The following is a 23025-nucleotide window of genomic DNA, read 5'->3' as shown; positions in this document are numbered from 1 at the left end:
CTTACAAAAAGTAGGAGCCTCGCAAGGGGTGACTGCGTACCTTTTGTATAATGGGTCAGCGACTTACATTCAGTGGCAAGGTTAACCGAATAGGGAAGCCGTAGAGAAATCGAGTCCGAATAGGGCGTCCAGTCGCTGGGTGTAGACCCGAAACCAAGTGATCTATCCATGGCCAGGATGAAGGTGCCGTAACAGGTACTGGAGGTCCGAACCGACTAGTGTTGCAAAACTAGCGGATGAGCTGTGGATAGGGGTGAAAGGCTAAACAAACTTGGAAATAGCTGGTTCTCTCCGAAAACTATTTAGGTAGTGCCTCAAGTATTACCGACGGGGGTAGAGCACTGTTTTGGCTAGGGGGTCATGGCGACTTACCAAACCAATGCAAACTCCGAATACCGTCGAGTACAGCTTGGGAGACAGAGCACCGGGTGCTAACGTCCGGACTCAAGAGGGAAACAACCCAGACCGCCAGCTAAGGTCCCTAAAATTGGCTAAGTGGGAAACGAAGTGGGAAGGCTAAAACAGTCAGGATGTTGGCTTAGAAGCAGCCATCATTTAAAGAAAGCGTAATAGCTCACTGATCGAGTCGTCCTGCGCGGAAGATGTAACGGGGCTAAGCCAGTTACCGAAGCTGCGGATTTGCAATTTATTGCAAGTGGTAGGAGAGCGTTCTGTAAGCCTGTGAAGGTGGTGGTGTAAACCCTGCTGGAGGTATCAGAAGTGCGAATGCTGACATGAGTAGCGTTAAAGGGGGTGAAAAGCCCCCTCGCCGTAAGCGCAAGGTTTTCTACGCAACGTTCATCGGCGTAGAGTGAGTCGGCCCCTAAGGCGAGGCAGAGATGCGTAGCTGATGGGAAACAGGTCAATATTCCTGTACCGATGTGTAGTGCGATGTGGGGACGGAGAAGGTTAGCTCAGCCAACTGTTGGATATGTTGGTTCAAGCCTGTAGTCGTGCCTGGTAGGTAAATCCGCCGGGCTTAGATGAGGGGTGATAACGAGTCTGCTTGCAGACGAAGTGAGTGATACCCTGCTTCCAGGAAAAGCCACTAAGCTTCAGCTACACACGACCGTACCGCAAACCGACACTGGTGCGCGAGATGAGTATTCTAAGGCGCTTGAGAGAACTCAGGAGAAGGAACTCGGCAAATTGACACCGTAACTTCGGAAGAAGGTGTGCCTTTAGTAGGTGAAGTCCCTGCGGATGGAGCCCAATGAGGTTGCAAAAAATCGGTGGCTGCGACTGTTTATTAAAAACACAGCACTCTGCAAACACGAAAGTGGACGTATAGGGTGTGACGCCTGCCCGGTGCTGGAAGATTAAATGATGGGGTGCAAGCTCTTGATTGAAGTCCCAGTAAACGGCGGCCGTAACTATAACGGTCCTAAGGTAGCGAAATTCCTTGTCGGGTAAGTTCCGACCTGCACGAATGGCGTAACGATGGCCACACTGTCTCCTCCTGAGACTCAGCGAAGTTGAAATGTTTGTGATGATGCAATCTCCCCGCGGAAAGACGGAAAGACCCCATGAACCTTTACTGTAGCTTTGTATTGGACTTTGAACAGATCTGTGTAGGATAGGTGGGAGGCTTTGAAGTAGGGTCGCTAGATCTTATGGAGCCAACGTTGAAATACCACCCTGGTGTGTTTGAGGTTCTAACCTAGGTCCATTATCTGGATCGGGGACAGTGCATGGTAGGCAGTTTGACTGGGGCGGTCTCCTCCCAAAGCGTAACGGAGGAGTTCGAAGGTACGCTAGTTACGGTCGGACATCGTGACGATAGTGCAATGGCATAAGCGTGCTTAACTGCGAGACTGACAAGTCGAGCAGATGCGAAAGCAGGACATAGTGATCCGGTGGTTCTGTATGGAAGGGCCATCGCTCAACGGATAAAAGGTACTCTGGGGATAACAGGCTGATACCGCCCAAGAGTTCATATCGACGGCGGTGTTTGGCACCTCGATGTCGGCTCATCTCATCCTGGGGCTGTAGCCGGTCCCAAGGGTATGGCTGTTCGCCATTTAAAGAGGTACGTGAGCTGGGTTTAAAACGTCGTGAGACAGTTTGGTCCCTATCTTCCGTGGGCGCTGCAGATTTGAGGAAGCCTGCTCCTAGTACGAGAGGACCGGAGTGGACACACCTCTGGTGTATCGGTTGTCACGCCAGTGGCAATGCCGAGTAGCTAAGTGTGGAAGAGATAACCGCTGAAAGCATCTAAGCGGGAAACTCGTTTCAAGATGAGATCTGCCGGGGCCTTGAGCCCCCTAAAGAGTCGTTCAAGACCAGGACGTTGATAGGTCAGGTGTGGAAGCGCAGTAATGCGTTAAGCTAACTGATACTAATTGCTCGTGCGGCTTGACCCTATAACTTTGATCAGTTTGATCAAGGAAGTTATGCCAAGTTGACGCATTCAAAAATCCTGCAAGTAAGCAATTACAAACAGGTTCGTTAAATCGATGAAGCTGATTAGCTCTATAAATTGGTTGTCTTGACCCAGTCAAGATGACAAAAAGTTATGTCTGACGACCATAGCGAAGTGGTACCACTCCTTCCCATCCCGAACAGGACAGTGAAACGCTTCTGCGCCGATGATAGTGCGGGTTCCCGTGTGAAAGTAGGTCATCGTCAGACTATTACACCGAAAACGCCCCGTCTAATGACGGGGCGTTTTTTTTGGTCTCGTTACTTTAACGACTCAGTTCTGGACAAATATCTACTGCCGATTAAAGTCCTAGGGACAGACAGGTCTGTAGATCTGCCGCACACTGCGTAGCATCGCCATGGGACAAACGCTGTATCCAAGAGGATTCACGTGCGTTGACAATCCCCAGGAATTCTTCGGCGCTACGGCCCTTGCCTGACATACCTGCAAAGGTGTCGAATCCGTTCTCAAGGAACAGCTGCAGTGACCCCAAGCCGGCGGCTTTGGCTGGACCGCGCATCATTTTGAGCATCAAGCGCAGCCCTGGTGTGCGCGTAAGTCGGTCCAAATCTCTCCCGACTTGAAGAACCACACCCAACTGCCGAAGACGCACGTCACTCTGGCCAGTGCTCCTCCAGCAGGCGACATAGTGCGTTGCTGCATCTTTCGCCGCCATTATTGGATCTAAGGCCCAATTTGAAGCCATTTGCCAATCCAACTCTTCTGTCAGCAGATGCAATTGAGCCAACAAAACGGCGGTCATAACCACTTGTTGAGGAAATAGCCGTTGCAAGGCCCCAGCGATGCGGGAAAATTGGGCATCGCGCTGTGAGTAGTCCTTGTCGCTGTATAAATCTTCTAAAAAGAAGCGCGAAGCAGCTCCGTAGGCCTCAGATCGCAGCAAATCGGCGTATGTGCCTGCAAATCGCCTAGCTTGAAGCGCCTTGACACTTGCTAGGGCTGTGCGGGCTTCGGGCCGGGACGCTGCCGCTTCCCGTATCGCACCGACTCGGGCGACTGCTTCGCGGATGGTTTGTGCTGCGTCCATAGAAGCCGTCAGTGTAACGACGCACTGCTTATCGGATGCCCCCGACTGACTACTTTGGGGTGCAAAGACTAGGGAAAACCCGTATATTCCAACCATGCTCGCAGCAGCCAATCTTATTAAAGCCTCGTTGGAAGTGGGGCGTGACTTTCTGCGCCCGCCGCAAGACGGCGGCCCGGAGGAACCGGCCAAGCGTTCGACTCCTTTGCTGGTTCCCATACGCTCCCTGGGCGCAAACCATCGCGCCCGTATTGCCCAACACCTGCTGTCATTGGATGCCCAAGACCGCTATTTGCGTTTCGGTTACCTCGCGCAAGACGAGCACATCCAACGCTATGTCGACGGCCTTGACTTTGAGCGCGACGAAATCTTTGGTATCTACAACCGACGGCTCGAATTGATTGCCATGGCCCACTTGGCCCATGCGCATGACAAGGATCTGGAAGCCTGCGCCGAGTTTGGCGTATCCGTGTTGCCGGGTGCCCGGGGACGTGGCTACGGCGCCCGCCTGTTCGAGCGCGCCGCCATGCACGCCAGCAATGACGGCATCAGTCTGCTGTTCATTCACGCCCTGAGCGAAAACGCGGCCATGTTGAAAATCGCCCGCAACGCCGGCGCCAAGGTCACGCGGGACGGCACGGAGTCGGAGGCCTATCTGCAACTCCCCCCGGCGACCTTTGATAGTCAAGTAACCGAGATGATCGAAGAACAAGTCGCCCAGACCGACTACCGTATCAAGGTCCAAGCCAAGCAATTTTGGAGTTTCCTGGCCGAGCTGCAAGAGATACGACGCAACGCCATAGACGCCCAAAGCCGCAGTTCTCCCTGAGCCCCGGTTCGCGGACGTGACGGAGCCGCCACGCAAATCCGCTATCCTTATGGGTCCACAACAACGGCAAGCTTTGCCTCCCCTCCGTGTCAGACCCCCACCCCGCGCGCGCGCCAGACAAAGAAGACAAGCGCACTTTTCTGCGCAAACTGGCCGAGTTCATCCACCCTGGCCCCGACTCGACCGCTGAGCTGATAGAGACGCTGGCGGAGGCCGAGGACAACAACATCATCGGCGCCGAATCGCGTGTCATGCTCGAAGGCGTGATCCGCATGGCTGATATGACGGCCGGTGACGTGATGGTGGCTGCCACGCGCATGGACCTGCTTAACATCCAGGCACCCATGGATGAGCTGATACACACCGTCATAGACACGGCGCACTCGCGCTTCCCGGTGTACGAGGGGGAACGAGAAAACGTCATCGGCATTCTGATGGCCAAAGATTTGCTCAAGCTGCAGCGCGCGCCCGAGCTCAATATCCGTGCTCTCTTGCGCCCGGCCGTTTTCGTGCCCGAGACAAAGGCGCTGAACGATCTATTGCGCGACTTCCGCGGCAACCGTAACCACTTGGCGATCGTCATCGACGAATTCGGCCGCGTGGCCGGTCTGATCACGATTGAAGATGTGCTGGAGCAGATCGTCGGTGAGATCGAAGACGAATTTGACATCGCCGAAGATGCGGGCGACATCTTCGCGCTGGCCGACCGTACCTACCGCGTCAGCGGCGACACACGGATTGAGCGGGTCAACGATGCCTTCTCGGTCACGCTGGACGGCCAAGACCCCGACCAACACTTCGACACTATCGGCGGCTTGATCGCCCACGAAATGGGTCATGTGCCCAAGCGTGGTGAACGCTACTCGGTGGGCGGCCTGGATTTCTTGGTGCTACACACCAAGGGCGGCGCCGTGAAATGGTTCAAAGTCTCTGCTGCAGCGGATGTGGACGGCTAGCGGTACGACGCTGGGCGGTGGCCAGCGCGCCTCGCTAACATCGACTCTTGCACGAGTAGTTACAGTTTTACTAGCGGCCTACGCCCAAGCGGCGGGGGTTAGCTGGCCCTTTTCTTTTGGCTTCGATACGGGCCAGTCGCTGTGGTGGCTGCAATGCGCCGCTTTGGCCGCCTTACTAGCTGTATTGCAAACCAGCAAAACCGCGAAACAAGCGGCTGGGTTGGGATTGCTGTTTGCCACGGCCTGGTTGTGCGCCACGTTCTGGTGGCTCTACATCTCCATGCACACCTATGCGGGCCTGGATGGCACACTCACGGTACTGGCGATTGTCGCCCTGGCCGCGGCGCTGGGCCTGTATTACGCGGTGGCTTGCGCACTGTACTGGCGCTGGAAGGGTGACAGCCCCTTGTTGGCCAGCCTGTTGTTCGCCGCGTTGTGGGTGATGGCCGAAATGGCACGCGGAACCTGGTTGACGGGCTTTGGCTGGGGTGCCATTGGCTACGCACATACTAGCGGACCGCTCGCCCCTTTCATTTCCTGGCTGGGTGCGTATGGCGTAGGGGCGCTGGCTGCCTGGCTGGCGGCTGCCGCGGTGCTCGTTTGGCAGCCCAAGGCGGGTACGCTGCGTGCAAGCTTGGTTGTGCTCATCGCTGCAGGCCTGTTAGTGCCGTTGGCCAACCTGAGTTGGTCGCAACCCACCGGCAATCTGTCGGTCACCCTGCTCCAGGGCAATATTCCCCAGGACGAGAAATTCCAAAGCGGCACCGGCGTGCCCCTGGCCTTGCAATGGTATGGCGACCAGTTGAATCGCAGCACGACCGAGCTGGTGGTCGCGCCGGAGACCGCCTTGCCCATACTTCCGCAAGATCTACCCGATGGCTACTGGGATGCATTAGCGGCCCGTTTTACCAAAGAGGGAAATTCACAGGGCGGGCAAGCCGCGCTGGTCGGTTCACCCTGGGGCAATATGCGCGAGGGCTACACCAACTCGGTGTTCGCCTTCGGCCCTGGCCAAACCGGGGAGTGGCGCTATGACAAGCACCACCTGGTGCCCTTCGGCGAATTCATTCCCCCGCTCTTCAAATGGTTCACGCGGATGATGAATATCCCGCTGGGGGACTTCAACCGCGGCGCTGTCGGCCAGGCGTCTTACCCGTGGCTGGGCCAGCGTCTGGCCCTCAACATCTGCTACGAAGACTTGTTTGGCGAAGAATTGGGCGCGCGCTTCCTGGACGCGGCCAATGCACCCACCATCTTCGTCAATGTCAGCAATATCGGCTGGTTTGGCGATTCCGTCGCCATTGACCAGCATCTGCAAATCAGCCGCATGCGGGCGTTGGAGTTCGAGCGTCCCATGCTGCGGGCCACCAATACCGGTGCCACGGTCATCATCGACCACACCGGCCGCGTCACCGAATCCCTGCCCCGATCCACGCGCGGCGTGCTGGTGGGTGACGTTCAGGGGCGCAATGGCACCACGCCCTTCGCGTGGTGGGTGTCGCGCTTCGGCCTGTGGCCGCTCTGGCTGGCAGCGATTGCTATTGTTTTCATAGCTGCTCGCACACAACGGACGAGGGCGATCTAGCGGACTCGCCCCTGTAAAATCGGGGCATGCTCACATTTCAACAAATCATCCTGAAATTGCAGGCCTACTGGGCCGACCAGGGCTGCGCGCTTTTGCAGCCCTACGACATGGAAGTCGGCGCCGGCACCTCGCACACCGCCACCTTCTTGCGTGCCCTCGGCCCCGAGCCCTGGAAGGCCGCCTACGTGCAGCCCAGCCGCCGCCCCAAGGATGGCCGCTACGGTGAGAACCCCAACCGCTTGCAGCACTACTACCAATACCAGGTGGTGTTGAAGCCCGCTCCCAGCAATATCCTGGAGCTGTACCTGGGCAGCCTCGAAGCCCTGGGCTTTGACCTCAAAAAGAACGACATCCGCTTCGTTGAAGACGATTGGGAAAACCCCACGCTCGGCGCCTGGGGCCTGGGCTGGGAAGTCTGGTTGAACGGCATGGAAGTGACCCAGTTCACTTACTTCCAGCAAGTAGGCGGTATCGATTGCAAACCCATCACCGGTGAGATCACCTACGGCCTGGAGCGCCTGGCCATGTACCTTCAGGGCGTGGACAATGTCTACAACCTGACCTGGACCGACGGCCTCTCCTACGGCGACGTGTACAAGCAAAACGAGGTGGAGCAATCGACCTACAACTTCGAGCACAGCGATGCGGACTTTCTGTTCACCGCATTCGCCGCTCACGAAAAGCAGGCCAAGCATTTAATGGAAAACCAGTTGGCGCTGCCCGCGTACGAGCAGGTGCTCAAGGCGGCCCACAGCTTCAACCTGCTGGATGCCCGTGGCGCCATCAGCGTGACCGAGCGTGCTGCATACATCGGCCGCATCCGCAATATCTCGCGCAGCGTTGCTCAGAGCTACTTTGAAAGTCGCGAGCGCCTGGGTTTCCCGTTGGCGCCGCGTGAATGGGTGGAGCAGATGACGACGACTACGAAGAAGGCTGCGTGAGCGCACGGAGAGAACAAGAATGACAACAACGAAAAACCTTCTGGTTGAACTGTTTGTGGAAGAGCTGCCGCCCAAGGCGCTCAAGAAGCTGGGTGAAGCCTTCGCCTCTGTGCTGGCTGACGCGCTGAAGGGTCAAGGCCTGGCCGGTGCAGATGCGGTGGTGACCCACTTCGCGTCACCCCGCCGCTTGGCTGTGCATGTGACGTCTGTGGCCGCACAGGCCGCAGACAAGGCCGTGTCGCAAAAGCTGATGCCTGTCGCCGTGGGCCTCGATGCCGCTGGCAACGCGACCCCAGCCTTGCTGAAGAAGCTGCAAGCCCTGGGTGCCGACGCATCTGCTGTGGCGGGTTTGAAGCGCGCACCGGACGGCAAGGCCGAAGCCCTGTTCTATGACAGCACGGTCAAGGGCGCCAGGCTGGCCGTCGGCTTGCAAAAGGCCTTGGAAGACGCGATCGCCAAGTTGCCCATTCCCAAGGTCATGACCTACCAGTTGGAAAGCGGTTGCGAATTGCCGGGTTGGACCAGCGTAAGCTTTGTGCGGCCGGCACACCGCTTGGTGGCCCTGCATGGATCGGACGTCATCGGCGTCAATGCGCTGGGCTTGCAAGCCAGCAATATGACACAAGGCCACCGATTTGAGTCTTCAGTGGACGCGTTCGCAATTCGCGACGCGGATAGTTACGAAGAGCAGATGCACTCCCAGGGTGCGGTGATCCCCAGCTTTGAAAAGCGCAAGGCCGAGATCGCGCGCCAACTCGCCACCGCAGCGGCCAAGGTCGGTGGTGGTTGCAGGCCCATTGAAGACGACGCCTTGTTGGACGAAGTGACCGCGTTGGTCGAGCGCCCCAATGTGCTCACGTGTGCCTTCGAAAAAGAGTTTCTCGATGTGCCGCAAGAGTGCCTGATCTTGACGATGAAGGCCAACCAGAAGTACTTCCCGCTGCTGGACGCCGCGGGCAAACTCACGAACAAATTCCTGGTCGTCAGCAACATCAATCCCGAAGACGCCAGCTTTGTGATCGGCGGCAACGAGCGCGTCGTGCGCCCGCGTCTGGCAGATGCCAAATTCTTTTTTGACCAAGACCGCAAGAAAACGCTGGCCTCGCGCGTCGAGGGCCTGGGCAAGGTCGTGTACCACAACAAGCTGGGCTCGCAGGGCGAGCGTGTGGAGCGCGTCCGCGCCATTGCCAAGGCTATCGCGGCGCAGCTGGGCGATGCCAGCTTAGTGGCGCAAGCCGACCAGGCCGCACAACTGGCTAAGACCGATCTGGTGACCGACATGGTTGGCGAGTTTCCTGAGCTGCAAGGCATCATGGGTGGCTATTACGCGCTCAACGATGGCTTGGGCGAAGTGGTAGCCAACGCCATTGAAGACCACTACAAGCCGCGCTTTGCCGGCGACACCTTGCCGCGCAGCATGGCCGGTGTGGTTGTGGCGCTGGCTGACAAATTGGAAACCCTGGTCGGCATGTTTGGCATCGGCAATCTGCCCACCGGCGATAAGGACCCCTTTGCACTGCGCCGCCATGCGCTGGGTGTGATCCGTATGTTGGTGGAGAAGAATCTACCGCTGGAGTTGGGCATCTTGCTGGCCAATGCCGTTCCCGCATTTGGCGACAAGATCAGCGACGCGACCGTGGCACTGACGGACTTCATTTATGACCGCCTGGCGGGCTCTTTGCGTGAACAGGGCTACAGCGCGCAAGAGGTGGATGCTGTGCTAGCCCTGCGCCCTCAACGTCTGGGTGATGTTGCCAAGCGTCTGGCCGCAGTACGCACCTTTGCCGGGTTGCCCGAAGCGCCCGCGCTGGCTGCCGCCAACAAGCGCATCAGCAATATCCTGAAAAAGGCCGATGGCGAAGTAGACCCGCATGTCAGCGAAGTGCTGTTGCAGGAGGCCGCGGAAAAAGCCTTGTATGCGGCTATGCAGACCGTGGTTCCTGCGGCCCAAGCCAAGTGGGAGGCAGGCGACTACACCGCGTCCTTGCAATCCCTGGCCGCGCTGCGCGCACCGGTTGACGCTTTCTTCGAAGACGTCATGGTCAACGCGGAGGCGCTGGATCTGCGTCTGAACCGGCTGGGTCTGCTCAAGAGCTTGCACGTAGCAATGAACCGCGTGGCCGACCTCTCCAAGCTCGCCACATGAACACCCCCACGCTCCACCGTTGCACGGGTCGCTGCCCCCCAAGGGGGCTAGCCTGCCTTGGGGCGGCCCGGCGGCAGGCTGTTTCCTCACTACAGGCTTGATATGAAACTCGTCATCCTCGACCGCGACGGCACCATCAACGAAGACAGTACCGAGTTCGTCAAGTCCCCGTCCGAGTGGCAACCGCTGCCCGGCGCATTGGAGGCCATTGCACGGCTCAACCATGCGGGCTGGCATGTGGTGGTGGCGACCAACCAATCGGGTCTGGGTCGCGGCCTGTTTGACGTGGCTTCGCTCAATGCCATGCACGCCAAGATGCACACCATGTTGGCGGCGGTTGGTGGCCGGGTGGATGCCATTTTTTACTGCCCCCATGCGCCAGACGAGGGCTGCCGCTGCCGCAAACCCGAGCCGGGTTTGTGCGAACAGATTGCTGAGCGCTATGGCATCACGCTGGACGGCGTTCCGGTCGTGGGAGATTCCCAGCGCGATCTGGTGGCGGGAGTGGCCGCAGGCTGCGATCCGCACCTGGTGCTGACCGGCAAGGCCGCCGTCTTTCGCGACCGACCTCTGCCCGAGGGATATCCGCCCGACACCATCGTGCACCAGGATCTGGCGGCCTTTGCCGAATACCTGGTCATGCAGGACGTGCGCCCCTCGCAAGCGGCCGATCTGTAGTGCGCTTTGTTTTTGATAGCGCCATAACCAATTAATACGAGGGCTACAGGCCCATTCGCTGCACTATGTCCTTTCTCCGCTCGCTCGTTCACATGGCCTGGATGGTGCTGACCGTGATTCCGTACACGCTGGCCATCATGCTGGTGGCGGTGCTGCGTCTGGACCGTACCTACCGCTACCGCATTGCGTCGGCGTGGCTGGGTTTGAGCAGTGTAGGCAGCGCGCGCGTGCTGCTGGGCATTCAGACACGGGTCACCGGCATGGAGAACCTGCCCAGCGGCGAGAAGAGCCCGGCCGTTCTGCTGGTCAAGCACCAGTCCACGCTGGAAACCTTTCTGATGCCGGCGCTGATGCCCCATCCGCTGGCCTATGTGTTCAAGAAGGAACTGCTCTACCTACCCTTCTTCGGCTGGGCCATTGGCTTGCTGGACATGATCCACATCGACCGCAGCCTGCGCACCCAGGCCTTCAAAAAGGTCGTGGCCCAGGGCAAGGAGCGTCTGGCCCAGGGCATCTGGATCATCATGTTCCCCGAGGGTACGCGTGTGGAGCGTGGGCAAAAGGGCGTCTACGAAACCAGCGGCACGCGTCTGGCCGTGCAGACGGGCGCGCCCGTGATTCCGATTGCAGTGACCTCGGCCAAATGCTGGCCGCGCAAGGCCTTTATCAAGACGCCAGGCGTTGTGGACGTGTCCATCGGCAAACCCATCCCCAGCGAAGGCCGCCACCACAAGGAACTGATGCAGGAAGTGGAAGACTGGATCGAGGCCGAAATGCGCCGTCTGGATCCCGAGGCCTACCGGTAGGCCGTCCCACCGAGAAGGCCACGGCACGCTCCACACCATGCGCAGCTTCTTTCAGTACACCCTTGACCTGTTTGATGCGCTAGCCCCCGTGGAGGCTGTGCATGCCGCTCCTGAAAATATAGCGCCCTCCAAGCCGGTATTGCCCGAGCCCAAGCCGGCGTCAGCCACCGCACCGGGCATCAACCACAAGCTGGCCCAGCCGCTGCACCAGGCTATCGCGCCCGCAGCCTTCACCCACCCTCGTGCCAACCGCGAGTTGCACCTGGGCGACGCCACGGTGGCCTACCTGTTCCAGCGCGCCAAGCGGCGCACCATAGGCTTTGTCGTGGGGCCAGACGGCCTGGTCGTGCGTGCACCCAAGTGGACGCCGCTGTTCGAAGTGGAGGCCGCGCTGCGTGAGAAGTCGCAATGGATCACGCGCAAGCTGGGCGAATCTCGCGAGCGCCAAGCACGCCAGCACGAGGCCCGTGTGGACTGGCGCGATGGCGTGGTGCTGCCATTCCTGGGCGATTACATTCAGGTGCTGCTGGACCCTGGCCACCACTTTGGCGCAGCCGGTGCGCAGTTGGAGGTGGAGCCAGCCACAGCGGCGTCACCGCGCGTACTGCGTGTTGGCCTGCCCAATACAGCCTCGCCCGAACAGATTCGTGATGCCGTACAGGCTTGGCTGATGCGCCAAGCGCGCCAACACTTTTTGGATCGGCTCCACCACTTTGCACCCCAATTGCAAGTGCGCTGGACCAAGCTCAGCCTCAGCAACGCAGGTACGCGCTGGGGCAGCGCCAAATCGGACGGATCCATCCGCCTGAACTGGCGCCTGATCCACTTCCGCCCCGCCGTGATTGACTATGTGGTGGTCCACGAGCTGAGCCATCTGCGCGTCATGGACCACAGCCCCCGCTTCTGGGACACGGTGCGCAGCGTGGTGCCTGACTATGCTGAGTTGCGCGGGCAGCTCAAGGACGATGCGATACCCAAGTGGTAGGCGATAATCCGCCGCGTCACATACCCTGAATCGGAATGCAAAGTCCGAAGTCGCATGAAGAAGAGAATCGCCTATACCGCGTTGGCACTCGCCACGCTTGTTCCCTGTGTACACGCTGCTGAAAATTCGGACTTTGTCCGAAAAGTGATCAAGAGTGATCGTGAATCGTCGCAATGGCTGTCCAATGGAGGCAACCAATCTTGGCCTTCAGGTGTGTACCAGTGGTACTACAACCCGTCGGGCCAGCCGGCTTCTTTCAGCACCGAAGATGTCGTTGCCGCCCTGCAAGCTGCCGCCGCGCGCTGGGCGCAGGTCTGCAAGGTCAACATCCAGTACATGGGCTTGACCAGCATTGCGCCCGAGACCGAAGTGGGTGGTCAACCCGACTATGTCAACGTATGGGGATGGCGTGGGTTTTGGCGCGACGAGGTTTACACGGCGGCCTACAGCCTGTCCTGGACGTCGGGCGATTCCAAGCGAATAGTGGACTCCGATATCGTCATCAATGCCTTCGAGTACTGGGATCTGGTCAAGCTGGATGGCGTCATGACGCACGAGATTGGACACTCTTTGGGGTTGGACCATTCCGATGTCAGCGAATCCGTGATGTTCGCCAAGCCCTATCACAGCGCGGCCTATATTCGAACCTTGCGCGGGGACGATGCGGAGGGGTGTGCTGCCCTATACGGCGCTAGCCCGAATGCAATGGCGGAACGCACTATGAACTGGGCGGAGCAAGCCTATGCTAGCCTTTTGTACAACATAGGGCCGGCCCCAACGGCAGTCAAAGACGGCTTCCGCTACCGCTACTACCGCTATTCCAGGAACTATGCGATGACGAAAGACGGCTTCGCATACTATGTTGACCCCAATGGAGTCACCGAAAACGTCGGGCCCTTGAGCAACTTCGAAGCAAGTGTGAAGGCCGCTGGCTTTTGACGATTCGGTGACCGGGGTTGCGGCTAGTTAGCGCCCCTTGTCGAGACCCAGCAGCGCTTCTTTCAGTTGTGAGTCCACCGGCGAACTACCCACCCAGATATTCAGCACCATGCTGAAGAACTCCGCATCGCCGACCGGGCTGCCCTGGGGTTTGCCAGATATGTAGAAGGTGGTGCCCTTGCCCGGCACGAAATCCATCGCGAAGGTATCGCCCGGCGTCAGTTTGGGCTGGCCTGAAAAAATATCGATCAAGCGCGTGGACGAGCCGGTGTGCTTCTGGATCTGCTCCCTGGAGGCATTGGCTTGCAAACCCTTGATGAAGGCCACACCCAGGTCGGTGCCCGGGATCTCGCGCAGCGCCACGAAGCTCAGGCGCTTGGGGCCGGGCAGCGCCAGCAAGTCTTCGGGCGTGCTCACTTTCTTGGGGGTGTACAGGGCCAGGTCGTAGACCTTGAATAGCAGCCTGTAGCGCGTCCCAGCGCCATTGAGCTGCAGGGTCGAGCCCTCCAGCTGACCGGAGGGCTCGAACTTGCTGCCGGTGGGTGCGGCATTTGCCAAACCGCAGGCCAGGGTCAGCAGGCCCGCTATGGCGAAAGCCCCAAAGCTCCGGCCCATCGAGGTAGCCGCCGTCATCAACTGCATGGAACGTCTCCTTGTTATGTCCGCCTATTGTGTAGCAAGTCACTCCCACTTCCGAGCAGGGTAGGGCGCTCCGCACCATGGCGCCGCCCGGCTTGGGATGGGTGTATTTTGGGGTGCACAGGCCCCTCGGTGCGTGCGATACTGGCCGCGCAACTCTGGAGGGGCGGTTCAATGGAAGGCTTGAAGTGGTTGGCAATCACCGTGGTGTCCGTGGCCTGCGGCTATTTCTGGCACAAACTGACCGGCAATTGGACTGTTGCCTCTGCCGTGGCGGTGGGGCTGATCGTGCTGCTCAACATGCTGCTGCAACAGCGTTGGAGCGTGGCCGCCGTCATACTCGGTGTGGGTGTCTACCTGGCGTTCACCAATGTCGGGGGAAATGATCCGCTTAAGAGCACGCTGACCCGCAAGCCGACGACCCCGGTGTCTGTGGACACCAGCAAGCCGCCGCTGGCGCAGCCATCCAGCCCAAAGCCGGACAACAACAAACCGTCGTCGCCGCAACCGGGCCTGGCCGTGCAGGCACCGGCATCTGCGCCGGCCAGCGCGGCCCCGCCGCCCGCAACCCCCCCTGTCGCGGTGGCCACCGTCGGCAGCGACGGCAGCACAGGCACCAAGGATTGCGCGGACTGTCCCGAACTCACCACCATCCCTGCGGGGCAATTTGTGATGGGCAGCCCTGCGAAGAAAAAAGCCGACCCCGCTGAGGCCCCAAATGTGCGCGAAGAAGGGCCGTCGCACAAGGTGACCGTGCGTGGTTTTGCCGCCGGACGTTATGCCGTGACCAAAGGGGAATTCGCCGCCTTTGTGCGCGCAACCCAATACCAGACCGAAGCCGAGCGCAGCGGCGGTTGCTTCGCATGGTCGAACGGCAAATGGGTCAACCACCGCAACTTCCACTGGCGGGAGGTGGGCTTTGTCCAGACCAATGACCACCCCGCGGTCTGCGTCAGCTGGAACGATGCCCAGGCCTACGTGCAGTGGCTCAGCCAGGCTACGCGCAAAACCTACCGCTTGCTCAGCGAAGCCGAGCGCGAATACGCCACGCGTGCCGGTAGCACCACGGCCTTCTGGTGGGGCGAAATGCTGGACAGCGAACGCGCCAACTACGACACCACGGCTGCGGACTACCGCGGTAGCCACAAGGGGGCGTGGCGCCAGGCCACGGTGCCGGTCAACAGCTTTGGTGCTAACCCCTTTGGCCTGTACAACGTCCATGGCAATGTCTGGGAATGGGTACAGGATTGCCAGCACGACAGCTATGCGGGTGCACCTGCGGATGGCAGCGCGTGGGTGAAGGCCTGCCAGGTGCTGGACAAGCGGGTGTTGCGCGGCGGCGCCTGGGTCGGCGAGCCCGCCGGCTTGCGTGCCAGCGGCCGCAACGGCCTGACGCCGGACTACCGATCCAATGCCATCGGCTTTCGTGTGGCGCGTGGCTTGGACGCGCCGAAGTAAACCTAAGCCAGGTGTCGGCTATCTCGCTGCGTTTACCACGCCAAACCGGTAGACCCCCTGCGCATCCGTTGTGCGTTGGAGTTGCCCCCCAAACCACAGCGCATGCAGGTGGGCCACCGCTTCACCCATTGCAAACGTGGTTTGGTGCATGTCCAGCGGGCGCTTGAACATCACTGGCAGGATGTCGAAGGCGCTGCAGGGGCGCTCGCCGCAGGCCTCCATGACCTCGGCCAGGCGGTCGCGGTGGTGGTCGTGCAATTGCTGGATGCGGGTGTGCAGGCCGGTGAAGGGCTTGCCGTGGGAGGGCAGCACCAGCGTGTCTTCGGGCAGCGTCAGGAATTTGTCGATGGAGTCCAAAAATTGCGCCAGGGCGTTGGCCTCGGGCTCCTGCTCGTAAACGCTGACATTGGTCGATATGCGGGGCAGCATCATGTCGCCGCCAATCAGCACATTCAGTTCTGCGCAGTACAGCGCAATGTGCTCGGGCGCATGGCCGTAACCGCTGATGCAGCGCCAGCCGCGGCCACCAATATCCAGCACCATGCCATCCATCAGTCGCCGATACTGCGGCGGAACGGACGGCACCAGCGATGGAAAGTAGCCGGTGCGGCCCTTGATCTGCTCCACGGCGTCGGGGCTGTTCAGTCCATGGGATGCGAAATACTCAGCGGCGCGGTCACCACCAAAACCGGTCGGTCCCAGGCAGCCCAGGCGCGCCACCTGGTAGTCCGTGGCGCTGATCCATAAACGCACATTCCAGCGCTCACACAGCCAGTGCGCCAGGCCGATATGGTCGGGGTGCATGTGGGTGACGATGACGCGCAGGATGGGCAGACCTTCCAACTCTTTGGCAAAGATGGATTCCCACTGCGCCTTGGCTTCGTCGCGGTGGATGCAGCAGTCCACGATGCTCCAGCCCTCTATGCCATCGATGCAATCGCGCAGTAGCCACAAGTTGATGTGGTTCAGCGCAAACGGCAGGCTCATGCGGATCCACTTGACGCCGGGCGCCGCCTCCAGCGTGCCGCCCATGGGGGCCAGCGCCTCGCCCAGCGGGTAATGGAGCTGCATTTCCAGTTCGTTCATCGGGCGCGCCTTTTTATTACATAATTGACGTTTACGTAAACGTCAACAACAAATGGGGCATTCTAGGCGGCGTCTTTTGAAGGCACTGTCGCACTTGTTCACACAGAATCATCCATGAGCACAACCTACAGCATTGGCGATCTGGCGCGCGAGTTTGACCTGACCACCCGCGCCATCCGGTTCTACGAAGACCTGGGGCTGCTGGAGCCCCAGCGCACCGGTCCTGGTGGACGCAGCCGCGTCTACAGCGGGCGCGACCGCACCCGGCTCAAGCTGACGCTGCGGGCCAAGCGACTGGGCTTGTCACTGACGGAGGCCAAGGAAATCATCCAGATGTACGACAGCCCGCGCGATACCGGCGCGCAGCTGCAGAAATTTCTGGATGTGCTGGCCGCCCACCGCCTGCAACTGGAGTCGCAAATGACCGATCTGCAGGCCAATCTGGACGAGTTGAAGACCCACGAAAAAGAAGCCCGCGCGCTCTTGGCCAAGGCGACCAAACCGGCCGCCAAGAAGGCCAAGGCCTGACTTTCCCCCAATAAACACCAACACAAACCCCAGCTACAACAGGAGACCCCCACCATGAACACCCTACCCGGACTGAACTTCCAACTCGGAGAAGACATTGACGCTCTGCGCGACGCCGTGCGCGAATTCGCCCAAGCCGAGATCGCCCCCCGCGCGGCCGAGATCGACAAGACCGACCAGTTCCCGATGGACCTGTGGCGTAAGATGGGTGATCTGGGCGTGCTGGGCATCACCGTGGGTGAGGAATACGGCGGCGCCAACATGGGCTACCTGGCCCACATGATTGCGATGGAAGAAATCTCCCGCGCATCGGCCTCCGTGGGTCTGAGCTACGGCGCGCACAGCAACTTGTGTGTGAACCAGATCAAACGCAATGGCAATGACGCCCAGCGCACCAAATACCTGCCCAAGCTGATCAGCGGCGAACACGTGGGCGCACTGGCCATGAGCGAACCCGGTGCCGGCTCTGACGTGCTCTCCATGAAGCTCAAGGCCGAAGACAAGGGTGGCTACTACCTGCTCAACGGCAGCAAGATGTGGATCACCAACGGCCCCGATGCCGACACGCTGGTCGTCTACGCCAAGAGCGAGCCCGAGCTGGGCGCGCGCGGCGTCACTGCCTTCCTGATCGAAAAGGGCATGCCCGGTTTCAGCATTGCCCAGAAGTTGGACAAGCTGGGCATGCGCGGCAGCCACACCGGCGAGCTAGTATTCAACAATGTGGAAGTGCCCCACGCCAATGTGCTGGGCGCGGTCAACGGCGGCGCCAAGGTGCTGATGAGCGGCCTGGACTATGAACGCGCCGTGCTGACCGGCGGCCCGCTGGGCATCATGCAGTCCGTCATGGACAACGTCGTCCCCTATATCCACGACCGCAAGCAGTTTGGCCAGAGCATTGGTGAATTCCAGCTGATCCAAGGCAAGGTCGCCGACATGTACACCGTGCTGCAGGCCGGCCGCAGCTTTGCCTATACCGTGGCCAAGAACCTGGACCTGCTGGGCGCCGAGCACGTGCGCCAGGTGCGCAAGGACTGCGCCTCCGTCATCCTGTGGACCGCCGAGAAGGCCACCTGGATGGCCGGCGAGGGGGTACAGATCTTTGGCGGCAATGGCTATATCAACGAATACCCGCTGGGCCGCCTGTGGCGCGACGCCAAACTGTACGAGATCGGTGCGGGTACATCGGAGATTCGCCGCATGCTGATTGGTCGGGAGCTGTTCGCTGAGACAATGTAGGCCGTTGCCCACATTCTGTCTCCCGTAGATGAAGCTCGCCCTCCAACGCACACTGACCACTCTTCTCCATGGCACCCTGCGCGGCCTGCTGCGCGCCTGGGTGCTGGTGCTGCCTTTGGTGCTGGTGCTGTCGGCCATCCGCATCGGGCAGCTGGTGCACTTCTGGCCGGCGGGCTACCAGGCCAGCAGCGGCGATATTGCCAGCGTGCTGCTGCAAGGTTTTCGTTTCGATCTGAAGGTCAGCGCAGTAGCCGTCTTTCTATTGCTGCTGGTGCTGCCCTGGGCGTCTGCCAAGGCCAATGGCCGCATCGCAGTCGGCGTCGCGTTCTTCTATGTGCTGCTGTCCCTGGTCAATCTGCACTACTTCGGCTTCTACAAGACCCCCATTGATTCGCTGGTGTTTGGCCTGGTAGAGGACGACACCACGGCCGTGCTGCAGACCATCTGGCATGACTTCCCGGTAGTGTGGACACTGCTGCTGGTCGCGGTGCTGACGGGGGTCTGCACACTGCTGCACCGCTGGATGACGGCGCGCTTGAAGCCGGACGCCGCGCTGCAAACGCGTTCCGCCGCCGTTCAACTGGTGCTGGTTGTCGTCATCTTCTTCGCACTGGTCTTTGCCGGCAAGGGCACCATCCGCGAGATGGCCTTGCAGCGCCAGCATTTGACCGTCACCACCTCCCAGTTCCTCAACGACATGGTGCCCAATGGCCCCATCGCGCTGAAGTACGCCTGGGACAGCCGCGGTCAGTCGCAGAACCTGCAGAACCCGTTGGCCGGCCTCAAGGCCATGGGCTTCGATTCCGCTCAGGCCGCGGCCGAGGTGCTGGGCCTGCCCCATGGCAGCGAGGCCGAGGTCAAAGCCGCGCTGACCGCGCACGAGGCAATGCCACCGGGTGCGCCTAAGAAAAACCTGATCTTCTTCCTGATGGAGTCGTGGAGCGCCGAGCCGCTGCTCTACCAGGCTCCCAAGTTCGACGTGCTGGGCCGCATGGTGCCTACGCTGGACAAGGCCTGCCACTTCCGCAATTTCGATTCCGCGCAGCCCGGCACCCATCCGTCGCTGGAGGCCATCCTGTTCTCCACCCCGATCACGCCCTTGACCATGGGCGACGTGGGGCGCAAGCCCATCCCCTGGGCCATTCCCCGCGTGGTCAAGGATGCCGGTTATCAGACGTTGTTCGTCACCTCGGCCCGCTCCGGCTGGCGCGACCTGAACCGTGTGCTGGCCGTGCAGGGCTTTGACGAGGTGGTGGACGCCAACACGTTGAAGGAGCAGTACCCTGATGCCACCTTGGGTATTTGGGGCGTGTGGGACAGTTATGTCTTCAAGTACCTCGCCAAGCGCCTAGCTGCCCAGCCCGCGGACAAACCCATCTTCGTCTTCGTGCTGACGTCCACCAACCACCCGCCCTATGACCTGCCGGCCGACTACCAACGTGTGCCGCGCGACATGGCGCTGTGGAAGGGCGAGACCACGTCCGATACCCTGCTGCTGAACCTGGACACCTACCACTACGCCACCGACCTGTTGGGCGGTTTTGTGCAGGATGTGCAAAAGGGTCCGCTCAAGGCCAACACCATCATCGCGGCCACCGGCGACCACAATGTGCGCTCGTTTGGTATGTATGCCGATGCCTCGCGCCGCTACCTGCAGCGCCAGGTGCCCTTCGTGATCTGGGGAGATGGGCTGGGCGGGCCGCAATGCGGCCCGCAGCAGGCCCTGCCCGCCAGCCACCGCGACATGTTCAGCACGCTGCTGCCGCTGGTCGGCGTGAACGGCCCCTACGTCAATGCCGGACGCAACCTGCTGCGCACGCCAGCGGCCACCAACCCGCTGGACGCGCCCCGCACCATGTTCTTCACCGGTGAGGTGCGCAACACCCAGGGCCTGTGGCAGTTGGGTAACAAGGATTCATTCACCTGCAGCTCGGCAGCGTCGTCTGCCACGCCCGCAACAACACCGTGCCAGTTCAATGCGTTGGATGACCAGCAAGAGCGGGCCCGCTACGGCCTGCTGGACTGGAACGTGCGCTACTCCCTCAAGAAATAAGTCAGATAAATAAGGAGCTTATCGATGGCAGACAAACTCAGCGACCTCTTCGCCCACAACCGCGCCTGGGCCGCCCGCATGGAGGCCGAGCGCCCCGGCTTCTTCACCGGCCTCAAGGCCCAGCAAAAGCCCAAGTACATGTGGATTGGCTGCTCCGACAGCCGCGTGCCCGCCAACCAGATCACGGGGCTGGAGCCGGGCGAGGTCTTCGTGCACCGCAACGTGGCTAATGTGGTCGTGCATTCCGATCTGAATGCCCTGTCCACCATCCAATTCGCCATCGACCTGCTCCAGGTGGAGCACATCATGGTGGTCGGTCACTATGGCTGCGCGGGTGTGCGCGCCGCATTGGACGGCGCACGCGTAGGCCTGGCGGACAACTGGCTGCGCCACATCCAGGACGTACGCGACCGCCATCGCCACCTGCTGGAGGCGCTGCCCGAGCATGGCCGTGCCGATGCCCTGTGTGAACTCAATGTCATCGAGCAGGTCGTCAATGTGGCCCAAAGCACGGTGGTGCAGGACGCCTGGGCGCGCGGCCAGGGCGTCACCTTGCACGGCTGGGTCTATGGCCTGCAGGACGGCCTGCTGCAAGACCTGCATATGACGGTGAGCGGTGCGGATGACCTGGACGTGCTGTACCGCCAGGCCCTGTCGGGCGTGCGCCTGATCGCCCGCCACGAGTAGGTTTGAAAGAAATAGGCGCTAGCCCTCGTCGGTATTGCGTGAGTAGCTATGAATAAGTGAGCAGCATGTTTCCCACCCGCCTGGACTCTTCTATCGCTTATGACATCGCCAAGGCGATGATGGATGGCTTCAACCGCCACTACCAGCTGTTCCGCACCGAGTCCGCTCGCGCCAAACACCGCTTTGAGACGGCTGATTGGCACGGCCAGCAGCGGGCGCAACGGGAGCGGATCGAGTTCTACGATCTGCGGGTGACGGAATGCTCACGCCGCCTGGAGCGCGAGTTCAAAGCCGGCGACCAGTCCATGGACATCTGGCAGCAGATCAAGCTGCATTACATCGGCCTCTTGGTGAACCACCACCAGCCCGAGCTGGCCGAGACCTTCTTCAACTCGGTCACCACCAAGATACTGCACCGCAGTTATTTCCAGAACGACTTCATCTTCGTGCGCCCGGCCGTCAGCACCGAGTACATCGAAAACGACGAGTCCAAGAAGCGCCCCACGTACCGCTCGTATTACCCCAAGCGCGACACCATGGCCAGCGTGCTGGTCACCATGGTCAAGGACTTTGACCTGCAGCGCCCCTTTGACAACCTGGAGCACTATTGCGGCCTGGTGCAAGACGCCATGATGGAGCGCCTGGGCGATGCCAAGCTGCGCGCCAATTTCCAGATTCAGGTGCTGACCGGATTGTTCTTCCGCAACAAGGGTTGCTACATCGTCGGCAAGCTGATCAATGGCTTCAACGAGTTTCCGTTTGCGCTGCCGATTCTGCACACCAAGAAGCCCACGGCCGCGCGTCTGGCGGACGATCGCAATGCGGCGGGTGACGCCGCCGAGGACAGCCATGCGCACCGCTCCAAGCTGGTCATAGACGCCGCGCTGTTTGGCGAGGACGACCTGCTGATGCTGTTCAGCTTTGCTCGCGCCTACTTCATGGTGGACATGGAGATCCCGTCCGCCTATGTGCAGTTCCTGCGCAGCATGATGCCGCGCAAACCCCGCAACGAGATCTACAACGCGCTGGGCCTGGCCAAGCAGGGCAAGACGCTGTTCTACCGCGACCTGCTGGCCCACCAGCGCCACAGCACCGACAAGTTCCGCATCGCGCCGGGCATCAAGGGCATGGTCATGCTGGTGTTCGATTTGCCGTCGTTTCCCTATGTGTTCAAGGTCATCAAGGACTACTACCCGCCGCAGAAGGACACGACCCGCGAACAGATCAAGGGCAAGTACCTGCTGGTCAAGCAGCACGACCGCGTGGGCCGCATGGCCGACACGCTGGAGTACAGCGAGGTCGGCTTCCCGCGCGACCGGTTTGACGACGAGCTGATTGCCGAGATTCAGAAATTCGCCCCCAGCCAATTGGAGATCAGCGACCGCGATGGCGATGGCACGGTGGAAGTCATCATCAAGCACGTCTACATCGAGCGGCGCATGATCCCGCTCAATATCTACCTGCAAGAGGCCTTTGATGCCGGCGGTGCCACTGCAGCCGACCAAAGCCTGGCGGCGGTGCGTGCCCGCGAGCAGATCGAGCGCGGTGTCGTCGAGTACGGTAACGCCATCAAGGACCTGGTGGCCGCCAATATCTTCCCTGGCGACATGCTATGGAAGAACTTCGGCATCACCCGCCACGGCAAGGTCGTGTTCTACGACTATGACGAGATCGAATACATCACCGACTGCAACTTCCGCACCGTCCCCCCGCCGCGCAACGAAGAAGACGAAATGTCCGGCGAGGTCTGGTACAGCGTGGGCCCCAAGGACGTGTTTCCCGAAACCTTCGGCCCCTTCCTGCTGGGCAATCCGGCGGTGCGCAGCATCTTCATGCAGCACCACGCCGACTTGCTGGAGGCCTCGTTCTGGCAAAGCCACAAGGACCGCATCCAGGCGGGCCATGTGCACGATGTGTTTCCGTATGACAAGGAGAAGCGGTTCAAGCCGCCACACAGCTAACACGGACGACAATGCGATAGATAACGGTTTCAGTCTCTCGCCACG

The 23025-nt window shown here is 60.3% G+C and carries 18 protein-coding genes and 2 rRNA genes (1 of these 20 only partly in view); 17 read left to right on the top strand and 3 right to left on the bottom strand.

The window, feature by feature from the left end; all coding sequences use genetic code 11:
* Together AC07OO_RS12980 and rrf are read left to right on the top strand one after the other, a co-directional pair.
* Positions 1-2363 (top strand): 23S ribosomal RNA (locus AC07OO_RS12980) (it extends 517 nt beyond the left edge of the window).
* A gap of 155 nt (positions 2364-2518) precedes the next feature.
* Positions 2519-2631: ribosomal RNA gene (gene rrf / locus AC07OO_RS12975) — 5S ribosomal RNA — on the top strand.
* 92 nt (positions 2632-2723) lie between these two features.
* Here the strand turns inward: rrf and AC07OO_RS12970 are convergent.
* Positions 2724-3470, bottom strand: a complete 747-nt coding sequence (locus tag AC07OO_RS12970; protein WP_495082526.1) for an FFLEELY motif protein — start codon at positions 3468-3470, stop codon at positions 2724-2726.
* Between the two features lie 94 nt (positions 3471-3564).
* Between AC07OO_RS12970 and AC07OO_RS12965 the strand changes: the two genes are divergently transcribed.
* The 9 genes from AC07OO_RS12965 (at position 3565) to AC07OO_RS12925 (ending at position 13332) form a co-directional block, all read left to right on the top strand.
* Positions 3565-4296, top strand: coding sequence for a GNAT family N-acetyltransferase (locus AC07OO_RS12965; RefSeq protein ID WP_495082525.1), 732 nt, complete (start codon positions 3565-3567; stop codon positions 4294-4296).
* A gap of 86 nt (positions 4297-4382) precedes the next feature.
* On the top strand, positions 4383-5252 hold the full coding sequence (locus AC07OO_RS12960) for a CorC family transporter (RefSeq protein ID WP_495082524.1): 870 nt from the start codon (positions 4383-4385) through the stop codon (positions 5250-5252).
* On the top strand, positions 5239-6837 hold the full coding sequence (lnt, locus tag AC07OO_RS12955) for an apolipoprotein N-acyltransferase (RefSeq protein ID WP_495082523.1): 1599 nt from the start codon (positions 5239-5241) through the stop codon (positions 6835-6837). Before AC07OO_RS12960 ends, lnt begins: the two co-directional genes overlap by 14 nt.
* 26 nt (positions 6838-6863) lie before the next feature.
* Positions 6864-7778, top strand: coding sequence for a glycine--tRNA ligase subunit alpha (gene glyQ / locus AC07OO_RS12950; protein WP_495082522.1), 915 nt, complete (start codon positions 6864-6866; stop codon positions 7776-7778).
* Between the two features lie 19 nt (positions 7779-7797).
* Positions 7798-9924: a glycine--tRNA ligase subunit beta gene (gene glyS / locus AC07OO_RS12945; protein ID WP_495082521.1), complete on the top strand. Its 2127-nt coding sequence runs from the start codon at positions 7798-7800 to the stop codon at positions 9922-9924.
* A 102-nt stretch (positions 9925-10026) separates the two neighbouring features.
* The gene (gene gmhB / locus AC07OO_RS12940; RefSeq protein WP_495082520.1) at positions 10027-10602 is read left to right on the top strand and encodes a D-glycero-beta-D-manno-heptose 1,7-bisphosphate 7-phosphatase; all 576 of its coding nucleotides are present in this window, start codon (positions 10027-10029) and stop codon (positions 10600-10602) included.
* Positions 10603-10667: 65 nt separating this feature from the next.
* Positions 10668-11408 (top strand): lysophospholipid acyltransferase family protein, encoded by a 741-nt coding sequence (locus AC07OO_RS12935; protein ID WP_495082519.1) that lies wholly within the window; start codon positions 10668-10670, stop codon positions 11406-11408.
* Between the two features lie 37 nt (positions 11409-11445).
* The gene (locus AC07OO_RS12930) at positions 11446-12393 is read left to right on the top strand and encodes a M48 family metallopeptidase (protein WP_495082518.1); all 948 of its coding nucleotides are present in this window, start codon (positions 11446-11448) and stop codon (positions 12391-12393) included.
* Positions 12394-12447: 54 nt separating this feature from the next.
* Positions 12448-13332 carry a matrixin family metalloprotease gene (locus tag AC07OO_RS12925; protein WP_495082517.1) on the top strand — a complete coding sequence of 295 codons (885 nt, stop codon included), beginning with the start codon at positions 12448-12450 and terminating at the stop codon, positions 13330-13332.
* A gap of 27 nt (positions 13333-13359) precedes the next feature.
* On the opposite strand, the gene AC07OO_RS12920 is transcribed toward AC07OO_RS12925, so the two are convergent.
* The gene (locus tag AC07OO_RS12920; RefSeq protein ID WP_495082516.1) at positions 13360-13974 is read right to left on the bottom strand and encodes a chalcone isomerase family protein; all 615 of its coding nucleotides are present in this window, start codon (positions 13972-13974) and stop codon (positions 13360-13362) included.
* Positions 13975-14145: 171 nt separating this feature from the next.
* Here AC07OO_RS12920 and AC07OO_RS12915 point away from each other — a divergent pair, with 171 nt between their 5' ends.
* The gene (locus tag AC07OO_RS12915; RefSeq protein WP_495082515.1) at positions 14146-15429 is read left to right on the top strand and encodes a formylglycine-generating enzyme family protein; all 1284 of its coding nucleotides are present in this window, start codon (positions 14146-14148) and stop codon (positions 15427-15429) included.
* An 18-nt stretch (positions 15430-15447) separates the two neighbouring features.
* On the opposite strand, the gene AC07OO_RS12910 is transcribed toward AC07OO_RS12915, so the two are convergent.
* Complete coding sequence (locus AC07OO_RS12910) at positions 15448-16515, bottom strand: MBL fold metallo-hydrolase (protein ID WP_495082514.1); 1068 nt, start codon at positions 16513-16515, stop codon at positions 15448-15450.
* A 114-nt stretch (positions 16516-16629) separates the two neighbouring features.
* Between AC07OO_RS12910 and AC07OO_RS12905 the strand changes: the two genes are divergently transcribed.
* The 5 genes from AC07OO_RS12905 (at position 16630) to aceK (ending at position 22980) form a co-directional block, all read left to right on the top strand.
* Complete coding sequence (locus AC07OO_RS12905) at positions 16630-17043, top strand: MerR family transcriptional regulator (protein WP_495082513.1); 414 nt, start codon at positions 16630-16632, stop codon at positions 17041-17043.
* 54 nt (positions 17044-17097) lie between these two features.
* A complete protein-coding gene (locus AC07OO_RS12900; RefSeq protein ID WP_495082512.1) occupies positions 17098-18279 on the top strand; it encodes an isovaleryl-CoA dehydrogenase in 1182 nt (393 codons plus the stop codon).
* A gap of 28 nt (positions 18280-18307) precedes the next feature.
* Positions 18308-20332, top strand: a complete 2025-nt coding sequence (locus tag AC07OO_RS12895) for an LTA synthase family protein (protein ID WP_495082511.1) — start codon at positions 18308-18310, stop codon at positions 20330-20332.
* Positions 20333-20356: 24 nt separating this feature from the next.
* Entirely contained in the window at positions 20357-21019 is a 663-nt protein-coding gene (gene can, locus AC07OO_RS12890; protein WP_495082510.1) for a carbonate dehydratase, read from the top strand.
* Between the two features lie 65 nt (positions 21020-21084).
* Entirely contained in the window at positions 21085-22980 is a 1896-nt protein-coding gene (aceK, locus tag AC07OO_RS12885) for a bifunctional isocitrate dehydrogenase kinase/phosphatase (RefSeq protein WP_495082509.1), read from the top strand.
* Positions 22981-23025 lie beyond the last annotated feature (45 nt).

Source organism: Rhodoferax sp. GW821-FHT07G04 (assembly GCF_059418585.1).
This window is presented reverse-complemented; position numbering and strand designations above follow the sequence as displayed.

Bases quoted from the DNA above. Each gene is read 5' to 3' on its own strand.
- gmhB (WP_495082520.1), top strand. From the start codon at position 10,027: ATGAAACTCGTCATCCTCGACCGCGACGGCACCATCAACGAAGACAGT.
- can (WP_495082510.1), top strand. From the start codon at position 20,357: ATGGCAGACAAACTCAGCGACCTCTTCGCCCACAACCGCGCCTGGGCC.
- aceK (WP_495082509.1), top strand. From the start codon at position 21,085: ATGTTTCCCACCCGCCTGGACTCTTCTATCGCTTATGACATCGCCAAG.
- AC07OO_RS12920 (WP_495082516.1), bottom strand. From the start codon at position 13,974: ATGCAGTTGATGACGGCGGCTACCTCGATGGGCCGGAGCTTTGGGGCT.
- AC07OO_RS12905 (WP_495082513.1), top strand. From the start codon at position 16,630: ATGAGCACAACCTACAGCATTGGCGATCTGGCGCGCGAGTTTGACCTG.
- AC07OO_RS12965 (WP_495082525.1), top strand. From the start codon at position 3,565: ATGCTCGCAGCAGCCAATCTTATTAAAGCCTCGTTGGAAGTGGGGCGT.
- AC07OO_RS12910 (WP_495082514.1), bottom strand. From the start codon at position 16,515: ATGAACGAACTGGAAATGCAGCTCCATTACCCGCTGGGCGAGGCGCTG.
- AC07OO_RS12935 (WP_495082519.1), top strand. From the start codon at position 10,668: ATGTCCTTTCTCCGCTCGCTCGTTCACATGGCCTGGATGGTGCTGACC.
- glyS (WP_495082521.1), top strand. From the start codon at position 7,798: ATGACAACAACGAAAAACCTTCTGGTTGAACTGTTTGTGGAAGAGCTG.
- AC07OO_RS12895 (WP_495082511.1), top strand. From the start codon at position 18,308: ATGAAGCTCGCCCTCCAACGCACACTGACCACTCTTCTCCATGGCACC.
- lnt (WP_495082523.1), top strand. From the start codon at position 5,239: ATGTGGACGGCTAGCGGTACGACGCTGGGCGGTGGCCAGCGCGCCTCG.
- AC07OO_RS12915 (WP_495082515.1), top strand. From the start codon at position 14,146: ATGGAAGGCTTGAAGTGGTTGGCAATCACCGTGGTGTCCGTGGCCTGC.
- AC07OO_RS12970 (WP_495082526.1), bottom strand. From the start codon at position 3,470: ATGGACGCAGCACAAACCATCCGCGAAGCAGTCGCCCGAGTCGGTGCG.
- AC07OO_RS12930 (WP_495082518.1), top strand. From the start codon at position 11,446: ATGCGCAGCTTCTTTCAGTACACCCTTGACCTGTTTGATGCGCTAGCC.
- AC07OO_RS12925 (WP_495082517.1), top strand. From the start codon at position 12,448: ATGAAGAAGAGAATCGCCTATACCGCGTTGGCACTCGCCACGCTTGTT.
- glyQ (WP_495082522.1), top strand. From the start codon at position 6,864: ATGCTCACATTTCAACAAATCATCCTGAAATTGCAGGCCTACTGGGCC.
- AC07OO_RS12900 (WP_495082512.1), top strand. From the start codon at position 17,098: ATGAACACCCTACCCGGACTGAACTTCCAACTCGGAGAAGACATTGAC.